Raw genomic sequence first — 15892 nt, forward strand, 5'->3', positions numbered from 1 at the left:
AGTCCTACCTGCACCCAACCGATCAAGGACGAGCTCAACGGATGCTGTAGCCATCACGAAGGCGTAAAGTATATTGATCGCTCCTCCGGTGAGGTCGTCTGCAATAACCAAAGCACAAGCCCAACCTGCTCGATCAGCATGAAAGCCTGCGCCGATAACGACCGTGTAACAAGAGACGATGCCATATGAATAATCCATATGTCGCTATTGCGCTTTGTGCGCCGCTCATGCTGGCCGCATGCAGCGAGCCCGATCCGAATGAGCGCACGCTGATCGAGGTGATCCAGCCTACGCCGGACACGAATTACGGCGTCTTTGTCTGGCGCCAGAAACGCGCGCCCAATCCGACGCTGGTCTATTTCGGCCTCGCGCCGTTTCAAAATGAAGCCCGCGACCTCGATGCGCAGCTCGATGACGTGCAGCCCTTCGGCGTCGCCGATTTCGCCGCGTCGCAAATTCAATATGGCTGGAGCGATCTGAAAGATTTCTCCGTCTGCGCCGCCAAATTCAAAAAACTCAAGACGCGCGAGTCGAGCGTCTTCACCGCCGTTATGGACAGCGTCAATTTCACCAGCGCCGCCGAGTGCGCGGATGAGCTTTACACGTCCTTCCCGCCATCTGTTGGTTCCGAGCCCAAAGAGTAATCCTATGAACGCCCCCCTTACCGCCAAAGATTTCGCCACCGATCAGGAAGTGCGCTGGTGCCCCGGCTGCGGCGACTATGCGATTTTGAAATGCGTGCAGAAAACGCTCGCTGATGTTGAGGCGAACCCGGACAAAACCGTATTCGTCTCCGGCATTGGCTGCTCCTCGCGCTTTCCCTATTACATGAATGCCTATGGCTTCCACACGATCCATGGGCGCGCGCCGGCATTTGCCACAGGGTTGAAGATCACCAATCCCGAGCTTGATGTCTGGCTGGTCACCGGCGATGGCGACGGCCTGTCGATTGGCGGCAATCACTTGCTCCATGTCCTGCGGCGCAATGTGAACATGCAGATCATGCTGTTCAACAACGAGATTTACGGCCTCACCAAAGGTCAGTATTCGCCCACCTCGCGGCCGGGCACGCGCTCGCCGTCGACGCCGACCGGTTCGATCGACGCGCCGGTCAATCCATGCGCTTTTGCGTTGGGCGCTGGGGCCCGCTTCATCGCCCGCGGCATCGACACCGATGCGAAGAACCTGTCGCCGGTGCTAAAACATGCGCGCGAATTCAAGGGCGCGGCGTTTGTCGAGATCTTCCAGAACTGCATCGTCTACAACAAAGACCGGTTCGAAGATTTCGTCGCCAAGAAAACCGCCGCCGACACCCAGCTTCATGTGGAGCATGGCAAGCCCATGCTGTTCTCCAAGGGCGCCAAAGGCCTTAAATTGAATCACAAGACGCTGGCGCTTGAGATTGTCGATGTGGGCGAAAACGCAACGCCGGTCGAGGATGTGCTCGTGCATGACGAGACCAGCAAGGTGATCGCGCAGATGCTGATCAACCTGCCCATGCAGGGCTTTCCCATGCCGCTCGGCGTCATCTATCGCGACCCGGCGCAAAGCTTTGACGACGCCTTCTGGGCGCATCACCCGACGCAAGGCAAACGCACCGGCAAAGTCGCCGACGCCCTGCGCAAGGGAAGCGTCTGGAAGAAGGGTTAGGCTTAGATGGAGTTTGCGCAAAAGCGCATGGCGACGCAGACCTGGTTCACGTTCGATGAACGCGAACTCAAGCACCGGGTGCGCGACAATACCGGTGAAGTCGAATTCAGCGTCGAATACAGCGCCATTCCTGCGCAGAAGCGGATCGTCTTCAACCGCAATAACTGGCTGCGCAATGTCGGGCTCTTATGGTGCGCGCTTGGCGTCGTGATGATCGGGCTGGATGCGATGGCCGGCGCCGTTAATGTCGGCTCCGGCTTCTGGATATTCATCGGTCTTGGTTGCCTCGCATTTTACCGGCTGACCTGGTCGGAATTCACGGTGCTCGACACCAGCGAAGGGTCAGTCTGGATTATTCGCGACAAACAGCACAACGCGATTTTGGACCTGATCCATGACCGGCGCAAAACGCAATTGCTGGGCTGGTATGACAGTCTTGATTTCAGCGAAGACCCGATGCGTGAAGTCCATACGATAGAATGGCTCGTGAAGCAGGGCGTAATGGCGAAATCCGATGGCGATGCGCGCATCGCGGAGATCCGCAAAACGCATACGATCTTGTTGTCGCATTCAGATGACGAGCCGGGTCCGCAATTGCATTAATGGCGGCTCGCCTACCCCAGGCGCGCCGCAACCAATGCAGCAACAAACAAGATTAGCACCAGCAGGAAGAAGCCCGCCGACAGCAGGATTGGCATTCGGGCGGCATGCTTGGTGATGTCGTCAAACTTTACCGCGCGGTGCGCGATATAGCCAACCAATGCCGTGGCCAAAGCCGACAGCTCCCATCGCATGAAGGCCGCTATCTTGTTCGACCCGCGGGTGAACCCGCTACCGGTCGGCTCGAGGGTCATATAGGCGACAAACCCCTGCAGGACGAACGCCGCCCAGATGGCGGCGCAAGCCCATATCAGGAAGAACGCGATGCGACGCACGATCCTATTTCGCTTTCAACGCCGCTTCGGTCGCATCGGCGAAAATGTCGAGGCCCTCATTCAACATCTCGTCGGAAATGACCAGCGGCACCAGCGAACGCAGGCACTGGGCGTAGGCGCCCGCCGTGGTCATGATCAACCCGCGTGAGCGCGCTTCCGTCAGGATAGCCGCCGCCAGATCGCCATTCGGTTTCGACGCATCACCGTCCTTGACGAATTCCAGCGCCATCATGCCGCCGACCCGGCGCACATCGCCGATGACGCCCTTGCCAATGCCGGACTGTAGTTCTTTCCAGCGTTTTTCGGTCTGCGCGCCAATCTCTTCAGCGCGTTTCAGCAAGCCCTCTTCCTCGATGACATCGAACACCGCGAGCGCCGCCGCACAGGCGACCGGGTTGCCGCCATAGGTCGAGCCCATGGAGCCCGGCACGACCTTGTCCATCAGTTCCGCCTTGCCAGTCAGCGCTGACAGCGGAAGGCCCGCCGCGAGCGATTTCGCAACGCAGATGAAGTCCGGCTCAACGCCGGCGCTTTCAAAAGCGAAATATTTGCCCGTACGGCCCATGCCCGACTGGATTTCATCGGCGATCAACAGAATGCCGTGCTCGTCGCATTTTGCCCGCAAGCCTTCGAGGAATTCCTTCGGCGCCGGATTAAAGCCGCCCTCGCCTTGCACCGGCTCGACAATCATCGCGGCCACTTCATTGGCGTTGATCATGGATTTGAAAATATGATCGACGCTGGCCAGCGCATCAGCGACGGAAACGCCGTGATAAGCGTCAGGATATTCCGCATGGAAGATCGCCGGGACATAGGGGCCGAACCCGACCTTGTAGGGTTTCGATTTGCCGGTAAGCGTCGTCGCCAGCAGCGTGCGGCCATGGAACGCGCCGGAAAACGCGATGACGCCCGGACGGCCGGTGATCTGGCGCGCGAATTTGACGGAATTTTCGACCGCCTCCGCGCCGGAGTTGAACAACGCGGTTTTCTTTTTCGTCGGGCCCGGCGTGACGCGGTTCAGTTTTTCACAGACTTCAACATAGCTTTCATATTGAGCGATGCCGAACGCCGTATGGATAAAGCTTTCCGTCTGGGCCTTGATCGCTTCCACGACCTTCGGATGGGCGTGACCGACATTCAGGACGCCAATGCCGCCGATAAAATCGATATAGCGCTTGCCTTCAACGTCCCACAATTCCGCGCCCTTGGCGCGCGCCGCGTAAATCCCCGATTTTGACGGCAGACCGACCGGACAGGCCTCCTCCCGGCGGGATTTCAGGCTTTCATTGGTGGCGAACTCGTTTCTTCCGTGGTCCATTTTCGGCTCCGGTTGTAAAGCATGGCTGTTATCCCGCCTCTAGCACGCCCGTTGGGAAAGTGAAGGGCTAGCCGCGCTCCGGGCGAAACTTCCTTGCGATTCACAACCGGAACCGTGATTTCTTTCATAAAACCCATATTTGGTGCGTAGTTATCCACGACTTCGAGAATGGGCGTATAATCGCGTCTGATGGTTTTGCCGCCGAATTCCGCCGGCAGAGCGCAATTTGGGTCAATCGCTGGCCTGGCGCCTCGCCTACAGGGCGGCGCACAACTCCGGAGAGAAAACAGCGTGGAACAATTTCATCAAATCGCCCCGATCGACGCCGTGCAAGCCAGCAAATACGTCAGCAGAACGCAGACAGAGGGGATTCTGGCGATTGTTCCACGCACTGCGCCCGACGCTTCCACATCCGGAAGGAGAAAGTAAGCTAGCGTCATGTTCACAAAGTTTTTCCACGAATTGAAATCCGCCGGCCTGCCCGTTTCACTGCGGGAGTATCTGACGCTCATGGAGGCGATGGACGCCGACCTCGCCAGCCGCCGGGTGGAGGATTTCTACTACCTCTCCCGCGCCGCGCTGGTGAAAGACGAGCGCAATCTCGACAAATTCGACCGGGTGTTCGGGCATGTCTTCAAAGGGCTCGAAACGCTCGGCGAAGACATCACGGCCGATATTCCCGAAGACTGGCTGCGATCGATGACCGAGCGCTATTTCACCGAAGAGGAAATGCGCGAGATCGAGGCGCTGGGCGGCTGGGACAAATTGATGGAGACGCTGAAAGAGCGGCTCGATGAACAAAAGAAGCGCCATGAGGGCGGCAATAAATGGATCGGCACAGGCGGCACGTCGCCCTTCGGCTCCGGCGGTTACAACCCCGAAGGCGTCCGCATTGGCAATGAGGGCAAGCGCCAGGGCCGCGCCGTCAAGGTCTGGGAAAAGCGCGACTACAAAAATCTCGATGACAATGTGCAGCTCGGCACGCGCAACCTCAAAATGGCGCTGAGAAAGCTCCGGCGCTTCGCACGCGAGGGCGCAGCGGACGAGTTCGATCTCGACAACACCGTCGATGCGACGGCGCGCGCCGGCTATCTCGATATCAAGATGCGCCCCGAACGCCGCAACATGATCAAGGTGTTGCTGTTTTTCGACGTAGGCGGATCAATGGATCCGTTTATCAAAATTTCCGAGGAGTTGTTTTCCGCCGCGCGCGCGGAATTCAAACATATGGAATATTTCTACTTCCATAATTGTCTTTACGACTATGTGTGGAAAGACAATCGCCGCCGCTGGACGGAAAAAATTCCCACATGGGACGTGCTGCACAAATATCCGCATGACTACAAGGTGATCTTTATTGGCGACGCATCCATGTCGCCTTATGAGATCACCGTGCCCGGCGGCGCTGTCGAATATTTCAATGAAGAAGCCGGCGCTGTCTGGGTGAAGCGGCTGACGGATATTTATGAGCGCGTTGTCTGGCTCAATCCGGTGCGCCGCGACAGTTGGGAACATGTTCCCTCAACGTCGCTATTGCGCGAGTTGCTGGGCGACCGGATGTTTCCGCTGACGCTTGGCGGGATAGAAAAGGCCATGGCGGAGTTAAAGCGCTAGCGAATGCCTAACTCGCCGCCGCCAGCCTTACCCGGCGCGCCTCTTCCACGGCGGCCCGCGCCGTGTGACGCAAGGAAACGAGCATCGTCGCCCGTGATTCCTGCTTGGCGGGGGCTGCGCCGATAAGCGCTTCGGCGTCTTCGCAAAGGCTGCCAAGGGTCCAGGCGCCGACGCCGCGCGATGCGCCCTTCAGCGTATGCGCAGTATTCCGCCAGCCTTCATCATTCTGGAACACGTCGAATTGCTGCATCAGCATTTCCACTTGTTCAGAGAAAATCTCTAAAATCTCGTCGCGCAGCGCATTATCGCCTGCCACGTATTTTTCGAGATGATCAAAATCTATAACGCTTCCCGGCATCATAAAATCCGCACTTTCCACCGTTGATGACATAACGGTAAGGGACAATCGCTACAAAGCTTTTAAAATTTTATACGTCAAGATGAACAAGGTCTTAATAAAAAACGCCGCTCCGGCGCAATTGACCGGGGCGGCGTTTCAATTCGGCACACTTTATGGCGTGGGCTGAACTTTTTAGTTGTTCGCCGGCTCTTCCGCCGCTTCGTCGGCAACCTCTTCCGCGGCTTCTTCGGCTTCGTCGGCAGCCTCGTGCATCATGTCGCCTGCGTCGTCCGCCATTTCTTCTGCGGCGTCCATCGTATCGGCGGCGGCTTCTTCCACTGCGTCAGCAGCGTCGCCAGCCATTTCCTTTGCGCCGTCCACCATGTCACCGGCGGCGTCGCCAGCTTTGTCCATGGCGTCAGACGCCATATCTGCGGCGGCGTCTTTTGCTTCGCCAGCGGCCGCAGCAGCGTCGCCCATCGCGTCGCCAGTTGCATCAGCTGCGTCATTCAATGCGTCGCCTGCGGCCTCACCGGCTTCGCCAGCGGCCTCAGCAGCATCATGCATGACATCGCCAGCTGCGTCGGCGGCGTCGCCCGCTGCTTCGCCGGTTGCTTCAACAGCGTCGCCGACCGCTTCCGTCGCGGAGTCCACAGCGTCGTTCTTCGGTCCCATGATCTTGGTCAGACCAATGATAACCGCCAATGCGACAGCGATAACAAGAATAATTCTGAGCATGTTAGGCCCCTTCCTTTGCGTATCTATTCGCCAGATAAAATTTCATGGCTTGCGTGCTGCGCTCCCCGTTTCACCGCGCAATCGCAATGACACCTCCCTATCGCAACGCCGGCATTTTATCCCCAATCCTTAACCCCGTAAATGGCTGTGAACACACGCAAATGCCCGCCAAGATTACAGATTTGACAATGTTTACGGGCGCTTGAAGATTGAGCTGCGCATGCGCACCGCGTAAACGCTGTGTTTGCCAGCCCCTACACGCTTCCGTCTGCTGACGAAGCCAGAAATACGCCAAAGGACGCCAAATGACGCAATTCACCGTTTTTCTCGGGAAAAGCGATAAACCTGAAGAACTCGCCCTGAAATATGCAAACCGGCATGGGCTGATTTCAGGCGCGACCGGCACGGGTAAAACCGTCTCCCTACAGATATTAGCGGAAGGCCTGTCGACGGCTGGCGTCCCGGTTTTCGTGGCGGATGTGAAAGGCGACCTGTCGGGCCTCGCCCAGCCTGTCGAAATGAAAGACTTCCTGACCAAACGCGCCAACACGATCGGGCTCGACCCATATGAACCAGGCAGCTTTCCGGTCTGCTTCTGGGACCTGTTCGGCAAACAGGGCCATCCGATTCGCGCGACGGTTTCTGAAATGGGGCCGCTGCTCCTGTCGCGCCTGCTTGATCTTAACGACACGCAAGAAGGCGTCTTGACCCTCGCATTCCGGCTGGCCGATGACGAAGGCCTGTTGCTGCTCGATTTGAAAGACCTGCGCGCCCTGCTGATGGAAATCGCCGAACGGGCGAAAGAGCTTTCCGCTGAATACGGCCATGTCTCGCGCGCTTCTGTTGGCGCGATACAACGGCGCCTGCTCGCCCTTGAAGAGCAAGGCGCTGAGGCGTTTTTTGGAGAGCCCGCACTAGAGCTGACGGATTTTCTGCGCACCGATGACAGCGGCGCGGGGATCATCAACATTCTCGCCGCGGACAAGCTGATGCAGACGCCGAAGCTTTACGCCACATTTTTGTTGTGGCTCTTGTCAGAACTCTTCGAAGAGCTCCCTGAAATCGGCGATCCGGACAAGCCGAAACTGGTGTTCTTTTTCGACGAGGCGCATCTGCTGTTTGACGACGCGCCCAAGGCGCTGCTGCAGAAGGTTGAGCAAGTCGTCCGGCTCATCCGCTCCAAGGGCGTAGGCGTTTTCTTTGTGACGCAAAACCCGCTCGACGTGCCGGATAGCGTTTCAAGCCAGCTCGGCAATCGGGTGCAACACGCGCTGCGCGCCTTCACACCGCGTGAACAACGGGTGGTGAAGGCCGCCGCGGAGACCTTCCGCCCCAATCCTGCGTTCAAGACGCTGGACGTGATCACGCAGCTCGGCATTGGCGAAGCGCTGGTCTCTACGCTGGAAAGCAAGGGCGCGCCGGGCGTGGTCCAGCGCACGCTGATCCGCCCGCCCTGCTCGCGTATGGGACCGCTCACGTCCGCCGAACGCAAGGATGTCATGCGCTATTCCGACATGGCCGACAAATATGACAGTTCAGTCGACCGCAATTCCGCCTATGAAGTGTTGAAGAGCCGGACGGAGAAACGTGCGGAAGCAGAACAAAAGGCGCGCGAGCGCGAGGAAAAAGCAAAGAGCGCATCCAAAAGAAAGCCCGCAAGGCGACGTTCAAATCGCCAGTCTGTCGGCGAGGCGGCGTTCAAAACCGCGGCGCGCACGCTAGCACGCGAATTGGTGCGCGGCGTGCTCGGCAGTTTAAAGCGCCGCTAGGTCATGAGCGCAGATCAGCCGCCCGAAACATCCGAGCCGCGCGCCTTCCTTCTCGTGATACTGGGAACGGTCGGGCTTGGTATTGCAGCTTACGCGTTCAGTTTTGTTTTCGGCGTGCCGCTGGCTGATCATATCCGGCTCGACTTCAATGATTTCGCCATCGGGATCATCGCGACCTTGCCGCTCGCAGGGTTCCTCTGGTGGTTTTCCAACACGACGCTTGAACATTTTGCGGCGTTTCGAAAATCGCAAATCAAGTTCTTTTCTGAAATCGGTTTTGAATTCACGCCTTCGCGCATCGCGTTGATGGCTATTTGCGCGGGCATCAGCGAGGAGCTTTTGTTCCGCGGATTGTTGCAAAGCTGGCTGGCCGGCTTTTCGCCGGTTGTCGTCGCCATCCTGCTTTCCAATCTGGTGTTCGGATTGCTGCATATGCGGACAATTTTATATGCTGTGATAGCTGGTCTCGTCGGCGTTTATCTGGGCGTTTTGTTCGCGGCGACCGGCAATCTCATTGCGCCAATAGCGGCGCATGCGCTTTATGATGCGGTCGCCCTGGAATATACCCGCCGGGCCGTCATTAACTATCAATCCAGCGGCATCTGAACGATCCTTCATACCGCTTGTTAATCTCGCAGCGCGACCATTCCTCCTGAAACCTGATAAACTATGCGCCACTTCGCGCTGGAACAGGGAGCGCCGCTTTGAAACACCTTATCAACTTCGGGGCCCTCGCCATTTTAGCGACTGCTTGCGGCGGCACCGACTCCACCCCGCCCATGGGCGGCGGCAATAGCGCGCCAGTATTCACTTCCGCCGCAACAGCAAGCGTTGCAGAAAACAGCGCCAGCGCTTTCTATAATGCGACCGCTTCTGACGCGAATAATGACGCGCTGAGCTTTTCGATTTCAGGCGGTCCCGACGCCGCGCAATTTTCCATCACGGTCGGCGGCGCCTTGTCGTTTGTCAGCGCTCCAGATTTTGAATCGCCCGCAGACGGCAATAGCGACAACGTTTATGAGGTGACGTTGCAGGTTAGCGATGGCTCTGCGACAGCCACGCAAGCGCTTGCCGTCACCGTTACGGATGTTCTTGAAAACATTGCCGTGCGCCGCGTCACCGCGTCCGCATCAGCGCCCTTGTCGCTTGTCGGCCGCGCTTCGGGCGATGTGCTGGTGGGCGAGCGGTCTGGCCGCATCCGCATTCTCAATCCCGCGACTGGCGCCTTCGCCCCGACAGCATTTCTCGACATCACCTCTATCGTCGGGACCGCAGGCGAAGGCGGCCTTCTTGGTCTCGCCCTCGCGCCTGACTATGCGTTGAGCGGAAATTTTTATGTCCACATCACCAATCTCTCCGGCGACACGGAAATCCGAAGATATCAACGCTCCGCAGGCGATCCAGATCTCGCCAATCCGGCAAGCGGCGACGTGATACTCACAGTCGCGCAACCGGACACCAACCATAATGGCGGCTGGATCGGCTTCGGTCAGGACGACCTTCTCTATATCGCCTTGGGCGACGGTGGTGGCGGCGGCGATCCCTTCGGCAACGGCCAGAACACCAACAGCCTGCTCGGCGCAATGTTGCGAATTGACCCCTCGTCCGATGATTTTCCCGGCGACGCCGATCGTGACTATGCCATTCCCGCTAGCAATCCATTCGCTAGCGGCGGCGGCGCAGCGGAAATTTACGCCTATGGATTGCGCAATCCGTATCGATCGAGCTTCGACCGCACTACCGGCGATCTCTATATTGGCGATGTGGGTCAGGGCGATCTTGAGGAAATCGATCTTATCGCGCCGGGTGAAGCGGGTCTCAATTTCGGCTGGCCCGTGCGCGAAGGCACCGCCATGGAGCAAGGCGCAGACAGCCCGTCCTTCACGCCGCCAATCGCCGAATATGGTCATGGTTCCGGACCGTTGCAGGGCAATTCCCTTACGGGCGGCTATGTCTATCGCGGTCCGGTGACCGCGCTTCAGGGGCAGTATGTGTTTGCGGACTTCATCTCAGATAATATCTGGTCGTTTCCTGTGTCCGCCGTTTCGCAAGGCTCCACCATAGCCTCGAGCCAATTCACAATACTGACGGATGCGCTCATTCCTGATACCGGAACCATTGGCGGCGTTGTTGGCTTTGGCGAGGACGTGTCGGGAAACCTCTATATTCTGACCATCGGCGGCTCGATCTTTGTGATCGAAACGCCATGATCAGGAGCGCATGGCGCTTTCCAACGGTTCTTCCGTGATTGGATAGCCGAGATCGTCCGGTATCGACAGCAAGCGGGCGCCGCCGCGTTCAACAATACAAGGCTCGACCGGCCGGATTTCGCGTTGCGCAGCAAAATCAAATACCGCCTGCACGCTACCGCTCTGCGCGAGCAGTTCCACATTGCGCGACGTGGGGTAGATCATTTTACGCTCACCCGCATCGCGCGCCGACAACGCATCTTGCGGCGTAGTCCACACGACCTCCATGGCTTCCCCGCCATCCGCGCGGGCGATTTGTCCCTCTGGCGCTGCGGCGGCGAAAAACCAGGTGTCGTAACGCCGATGCCCGACGCCGCTTGGCGGGCGCCAGCGAGCAAAAAGATTTAGTGCGTCTGTTGCGAGCGCCAATCCCTCGCCGGCGACCATTTCGAGAAACAGCCGGTCATCCTGCTCAATCCGACTGCGCCATGACGCGAGCTTTTCCGCTGCGCTCGCGTCAATCATAGCGCCATCCCGCCGCGCGATCAGCACGCCGGTTTCTTCAAACGCTTCGCGGAGCGCAGCAATGCGCGGCGCATGCTGGTCTTCGGGAACTGCATTGAGACCATGGGTGTGCGCCGCCCAGGCAAGGTCGCCGTCGCCCTTATCAATCCGTCCGCCCGGGAACACCAGGGCGCCGCCTGCAAACGCTATCTCCGCATGGCGTTCCACCATCAACACTTCAAGCGTGGGCGCATCGCGCAGAAGAAGAATTGTCGCCGCCGGGATCAGTTTGTCAGTCATCAAACAATCCGATTTTGCGGTCGCGCCCGGGATGAACGCTTTTTGCGCCGGTCGCTTTCACCGCCCCATATCCGCCTATCGCTGTCGCCAACATGGCGCCAGGCCACAAAAACCAGCTTAAAGGGTAGGAAAAAAGAGTGATAACCGCCCCAAGAAAGATCGCGGCGGCGGCGAGGCCGCCAAGCGGCGCCCATCTGACGCCGAGAAACAGCGCAAGAAACGCAGCCATAAACGCGCCGACGCACCAGCCCAGTAAAAGCATGGCGTTGTATCCAGCCGATCCGGGCGCAGCATCCAGCATAGATGCGCCGCCGCCTTCAATCGTCTTCGCTAACGCAAAGCCGGAAATGACAGCTACAATGACGGCGATGAGCGATCTGATCATGGAACGAGCCTCCTGCCGTGTCTTTTATACCGCCTGAGGAAATGGAAAAGCCCGCAAAACAGCGCTAAACGAAAACCTATGCGACCGACCGTACTAAACCCCCTTTTCGCCGATATCACGGTGCTCACCGGCGTCGGCCCGAAAATCGCCGCCCTCATTGGTCGCGCCGCCGGACCGCGCATTGTCGATCTGATTCTGACCCCGCCGGCCGGACTCGTCGACCGGTCCTTTCAGCCAGCAATTGCGGATGCGCCGCCAGGTAAAATCCTGACGCTCAAAGTCTCCGTCGACAGCCACCAGCCACCCCCAAAAGGCAATCGCCTGCCGTACAAAGTCATTTGTTCTGACGAAACAGGGTTTTTGACGCTCGTTTTTTCCGCGCGCGCGCGGATTATCTGCAAAAAATGCTCCCCGACGGCTCAACGCGTCTGGTGTCCGGAAAAGTTGAAGATTTCAATGGCGCGCGGCAGATGGTGCACCCTGACTATATCGCTGACCCGGACAAACCTGGCGAGATGCCGCTCTTTGAACCGATCTATCCGCTTACCGCGGGGCTCTCCTCCGCCGTGATGCGCAAAGCCGTTGCACAGGCAGTATCGCGCGCACCAGACCTTGATGAATGGCAAGACCCGAGCTGGCTCAAAGCGCGGCAATGGACTGGCTGGAAAGCCGCGCTGGAAAACCTCCACACACCACAAGCGCAGGAAGACCTGTCGATGATGACGCCGGTGCGTCAGCGTCTTGCTTTTGACGAATTGCTCGCGAACCAGCTCGCCCTGGCGCTGATCCGTAAGGCGCGCGTAAAAACCAGCGGCCGCAGCATACAAGGTGACGGACAACTGCTTGCCAAGGCGCGCGATGCACTCCCGTTCAAACTGACCGATGCGCAAAAAGAAGCCCTGAAGGAGATCTTCGACGATATGCGTGCGCCGGAGCGCATGGTGAGATTGCTGCAGGGCGATGTTGGATCCGGGAAAACAATCGTTGCGTTTTTGGCGATGCTGGCGGCGATTGAAAGCGGCGCACAGGCCGCATTGATGGCGCCCACCGAAATCCTCGCGCGCCAGCACATGGAATCGCTTGCCGATCTCGCTGCTGCGACCGGTGTGCGGATGGAAATCCTGACCGGCCGCGACAAGGGCGCGGCGCGCAATGAAAAACTGGCGCGCCTGGAGGCCGACGAGGTCGATATGCTGGTCGGCACCCATGCGTTGTTTCAGGATGACGTGAAGTTCAGGGATCTTGCGCTGGTTGTTATTGACGAACAGCACCGGTTTGGCGTGCGCCAGCGTATCGCGCTTACGCAAAAAGGTCCGAAGCCGGACCTTCTGGTGATGACCGCAACGCCGATCCCGCGCACGCTGGCGCTGACCGCTTACGGGGATATGGAAAACAGCCGTATTGCGGAAAAGCCGCCGGGCCGAAAGCCAGTGGACACGCGCACGATCTCCATGAACCGCCTCGATGAAGTGATCGCAGGCGTGCAGCGGGCAATCGCACAAGGAGATCAGGCCTATTGGGTGTGCCCGCTGGTGGAAGAATCTGACATAATCGATCTCACGGCGGCGGAAGAGCGATTCGAGAGCTTGAAGGCTGTGTTAGGCGACCGCGTCGGCCTTGTGCACGGACGCATGTCCGGCGCAGACAAGGATTCGGTGATGGAACGCTTTTATCGCGGCGAACTGTCGGTGCTGATCGCCACGACTGTCATCGAAGTTGGCGTCAATGCACCGAACGCAACCATCATGATCATCGAGCATGCAGAGCGTTTCGGCCTCGCGCAACTTCATCAGCTACGTGGCCGCGTCGGGCGCGGCGACAAAAAATCCAGTTGTATTCTCCTGTACAAAGCACCGCTGGGCGAAACCGCCAAGGCGCGCCTGAAGGTGCTGCGCGACACGGAAGACGGGTTTGTGATTGCTGAAGAAGATTTGCGCCTGCGCGGCGCGGGGGATTTTCTCGGCGCAGCACAATCGGGCTTTCCGCGCTTCCGTCTTGCCGATATTGCGGTTCATGGAGAACTGCTCGCCGCGGCGCGCGATGACGCAAAACTCATCATGGAGCGCGATCCGGATCTCAAAACCCCAAGGGGCGAAGCCTTGCGCACCTTGCTTTATCTGTTCAGCCGCGACGATGCGGTCAAATTGCTCAGCGCAGGCTAGGCTTTTTTGCGGCCGCCAAAAAGCCGGTCTTTTAATGTGTGTTTCCCGCGACCGCGCGCTTCTTCCGCCAGCGCCTCAAGACGCTGGGCCGCCTCGGTTCCATCAGCGTATTCGGGTGTAACCAGACCAAGCGAGAAGACCACTTTCGCCGCCTCTTCAACACTCATTTTCAAAATACGCAATTCCCGGCGCGGCACGAATAACAGAAAGCCGGAAGTGGGGTTCGGCACCGTTGGGATAAAAATCGAGGTGAGGTGGTCGCCCATATCATCAAGCGCCGCCCGCACTTCACCTTTGGTTTCTCCCACCACAAAGGCCATCACCCAGGCGCCGGTGCGCGGATACTCCACCAGCGCGACTTCCTTGAACGAACGGTCAGACTGGCGCAAGGCGGTCTCAAAAACGTTTTTGAAAAAGCCAAAAACATTGCGAACAATCGGCAATGACTCGAACAAGCGTTCTCCCGAACGGATGAACGAACGGCCAATAAAGTTTTTCGTGAAGGCGCCCAGCAACACCACAACGACAAAGGCGACGAATACGCCAACACCGGGCAGCACCTGCAGCACCGCCTCAATATTGCTGTCGCCGATCGGCAGGGTGCGCTTTACCAGAGAATCGAGCTTCGCCATCGGGCCGGTGAAAAGCAGGTAAAACAGCCAGATCGTAATGCCGATCGGCGCTACGACAGCGACGCCGGCGAGAAAGCTTGACCACAAGCTCGCAAAAAAGCTCTGCTTTTTCGGATGGATCAACGGCCCGTCGCCTGACAGCGCCCCGCCCCGGCGGGCGTTATCGGATGATTTCGTTTCGTGTTCGTCGCTCATAATGCCCTTGACGCTCGCAACTCTTATGGACCCGCTTCTATACTATCATATGCGCGAGGGACCCCGCCTGTGCAAGACAGCCGCATCAGGCGGCGATTTCATGTCCGCAATCGGGCCGCCCCGCCAATATAGGCCCTAATTCTCATTTATCCGCAGGCTGAAGCCTGCCCTCGGACCCTCAGGCGGATCAGGCCTGTTGATCTTCTTCCCAGAGGTGAGGATAAGAACCAAGGTCTTCAATAGCGCTGAATCCGCAGCCCAAAAGTTAACAAGCCTTAACAGGAAAGCCTCTCATGAAACCGGTTCGAAAAGTCGTCATTCCCGTTGCCGGCCACGGCACCCGCGTGCTTCCGGCGACGAAATCAACGCCAAAGGAATTGCTGCCGCTGGTTGACCGGCCATTGATCGACTATGTGGTCAACGAAGCCTTCGAGGCTGGAATCGAGCATGTCGTGCTTGTCACCGGGCGCGGCAAAGGCGCGATTGAAGACTATTTTGATCACGCCTTCGAACTGGAGGCGGGCCTGGAGGCGAAAAAGAAAAGCGCCATTCTGGATAGCGTCGTTAGCGTCATTCCGAAGGCCGGCGCACTTTCCTATACCCGCCAACAAGCGCCCCTCGGGCTGGGGCATGCAGTCTGGTGCGCCCGCGACATAATCGGCGATGAACCATTTGCTGTCTCCCTTCCGGATGTGGTGATCGATGCAGAAAAGAGCTGTCTGGCGCAAATGGTCAGCGAATATTCGAAATCCGGCGGCAATATCATCGCCGTTGAAGAGGTCGCGCAAGAAGACACCAACAAATATGGGGTTGTTGCGCCGAAGGGCGCGCGCGACGGACGGATGTTTGAAATGTCCGGCATGGTGGAAAAGCCTGACCCCGCCGTTGCTCCCTCAAATCTCGCCATTACCGGCCGGTACATTCTTCAGCCTGAAATTTTCAAGCTCCTGGAAACCACGCCTCGCGGGCGCCGGCGGCGAAATCCAGCTGACCGATGCGATGGACGCGCTGATGAAAGAGCAAGCCTTCTACGCGTATGTATATGAAGGCAAAAGCCATGATTGCGGCGACAAGCTAGGCTGGATGAAAGCCAATTTGGCGCTCGGGCTCAAGCGCCCGGAATTTGCAGACGCGCTGCGCGCATTCGTGAAAACGATCTAA

At 58.3% G+C, this 15892-nt stretch carries 14 protein-coding genes and 2 pseudogenes; 9 read left to right on the forward strand and 7 right to left on the reverse strand.

Translation table 11 applies throughout. The annotated features are described in order from the left end of the window. Nucleotides 1–185: 185 nt before the first annotated feature. From AC0L8G_RS12730 to AC0L8G_RS12740, 3 genes are read left to right on the forward strand one after another with little or no spacing between them, the layout of a single operon-like run. On the forward strand, nucleotides 186–644 hold the full coding sequence (locus AC0L8G_RS12730; protein ID WP_473384560.1) for a hypothetical protein: 459 nt from the start codon (nucleotides 186–188) through the stop codon (nucleotides 642–644). 4 nt (nucleotides 645–648) lie between these two features. After that, a complete protein-coding gene (locus tag AC0L8G_RS12735) occupies nucleotides 649–1650 on the forward strand; it encodes a 2-oxoacid:ferredoxin oxidoreductase subunit beta (protein ID WP_473384561.1) in 1002 nt (333 codons plus the stop codon). Nucleotides 1651–1656: 6 nt separating this feature from the next. Next, nucleotides 1657–2253 carry a hypothetical protein gene (locus AC0L8G_RS12740; RefSeq protein WP_473384562.1) on the forward strand — a complete coding sequence of 199 codons (597 nt, stop codon included), beginning with the start codon at nucleotides 1657–1659 and terminating at the stop codon, nucleotides 2251–2253. 11 nt (nucleotides 2254–2264) lie between these two features. On the opposite strand, the gene AC0L8G_RS12745 is transcribed toward AC0L8G_RS12740, so the two are convergent. Beyond that, nucleotides 2265–2585 carry a hypothetical protein gene (locus tag AC0L8G_RS12745; protein WP_473384563.1) on the reverse strand — a complete coding sequence of 107 codons (321 nt, stop codon included), beginning with the start codon at nucleotides 2583–2585 and terminating at the stop codon, nucleotides 2265–2267. Between the two features lie 4 nt (nucleotides 2586–2589). Then, nucleotides 2590–3903: a 4-aminobutyrate--2-oxoglutarate transaminase gene (gene gabT, locus AC0L8G_RS12750; RefSeq protein ID WP_473384564.1), complete on the reverse strand. Its 1314-nt coding sequence runs from the start codon at nucleotides 3901–3903 to the stop codon at nucleotides 2590–2592. Nucleotides 3904–4341: 438 nt separating this feature from the next. On the opposite strand from gabT, the gene AC0L8G_RS12755 reads away from it, so the two are divergent. Next, a complete protein-coding gene (locus AC0L8G_RS12755; RefSeq protein WP_473384565.1) occupies nucleotides 4342–5517 on the forward strand; it encodes a vWA domain-containing protein in 1176 nt (391 codons plus the stop codon). Between the two features lie 7 nt (nucleotides 5518–5524). On the opposite strand, the gene AC0L8G_RS12760 is transcribed toward AC0L8G_RS12755, so the two are convergent. Next, nucleotides 5525–5833, reverse strand: a complete 309-nt coding sequence (locus AC0L8G_RS12760) for an Hpt domain-containing protein (protein WP_473384566.1) — start codon at nucleotides 5831–5833, stop codon at nucleotides 5525–5527. Between the two features lie 216 nt (nucleotides 5834–6049). Next, nucleotides 6050–6595 carry a hypothetical protein gene (locus AC0L8G_RS12765; protein WP_473384567.1) on the reverse strand — a complete coding sequence of 182 codons (546 nt, stop codon included), beginning with the start codon at nucleotides 6593–6595 and terminating at the stop codon, nucleotides 6050–6052. Between the two features lie 305 nt (nucleotides 6596–6900). Here AC0L8G_RS12765 and AC0L8G_RS12770 point away from each other — a divergent pair, with 305 nt between their 5' ends. The 3 genes from AC0L8G_RS12770 to AC0L8G_RS12780 all read left to right on the forward strand — a co-directional run bounded on the left by AC0L8G_RS12770 (nucleotide 6901) and on the right by AC0L8G_RS12780 (nucleotide 10574). After that, nucleotides 6901–8364 (forward strand): helicase HerA-like domain-containing protein, encoded by a 1464-nt coding sequence (locus tag AC0L8G_RS12770; protein ID WP_473384568.1) that lies wholly within the window; start codon nucleotides 6901–6903, stop codon nucleotides 8362–8364. 3 nt (nucleotides 8365–8367) lie between these two features. Further along, nucleotides 8368–8970 (forward strand): lysostaphin resistance A-like protein, encoded by a 603-nt coding sequence (locus tag AC0L8G_RS12775; protein ID WP_473384569.1) that lies wholly within the window; start codon nucleotides 8368–8370, stop codon nucleotides 8968–8970. 98 nt (nucleotides 8971–9068) lie between these two features. Continuing rightward, complete coding sequence (locus AC0L8G_RS12780) at nucleotides 9069–10574, forward strand: PQQ-dependent sugar dehydrogenase (RefSeq protein ID WP_473384570.1); 1506 nt, start codon at nucleotides 9069–9071, stop codon at nucleotides 10572–10574. Here AC0L8G_RS12780 and AC0L8G_RS12785 read toward each other — a convergent pair whose 3' ends face one another. After that, nucleotides 10575–11357 (reverse strand): NUDIX hydrolase, encoded by a 783-nt coding sequence (locus AC0L8G_RS12785; RefSeq protein ID WP_473384571.1) that lies wholly within the window; start codon nucleotides 11355–11357, stop codon nucleotides 10575–10577. Continuing rightward, nucleotides 11350–11742: a hypothetical protein gene (locus AC0L8G_RS12790; protein WP_473384572.1), complete on the reverse strand. Its 393-nt coding sequence runs from the start codon at nucleotides 11740–11742 to the stop codon at nucleotides 11350–11352. The genes AC0L8G_RS12785 and AC0L8G_RS12790 overlap by 8 nt, the downstream gene beginning before the upstream one ends. Before the next feature lie 78 nt (nucleotides 11743–11820). On the opposite strand from AC0L8G_RS12790, the pseudogene recG reads away from it, so the two are divergent. Beyond that, nucleotides 11821–13904 (forward strand): annotated as a pseudogene (recG, locus tag AC0L8G_RS12795) (ATP-dependent DNA helicase RecG). Here the strand turns inward: recG and AC0L8G_RS12800 are convergent. Beyond that, nucleotides 13901–14731: a DUF502 domain-containing protein gene (locus tag AC0L8G_RS12800; protein ID WP_473384573.1), complete on the reverse strand. Its 831-nt coding sequence runs from the start codon at nucleotides 14729–14731 to the stop codon at nucleotides 13901–13903. The pseudogene recG and the gene AC0L8G_RS12800 overlap by 4 nt on opposite strands. Nucleotides 14732–15024: 293 nt before the next feature. Here AC0L8G_RS12800 and galU point away from each other — a divergent pair. Further along, nucleotides 15025–15892 (forward strand): annotated as a pseudogene (gene galU / locus AC0L8G_RS12805) (UTP--glucose-1-phosphate uridylyltransferase GalU).

This window comes from Hyphococcus sp. D3-15 (genome assembly GCF_055809375.1).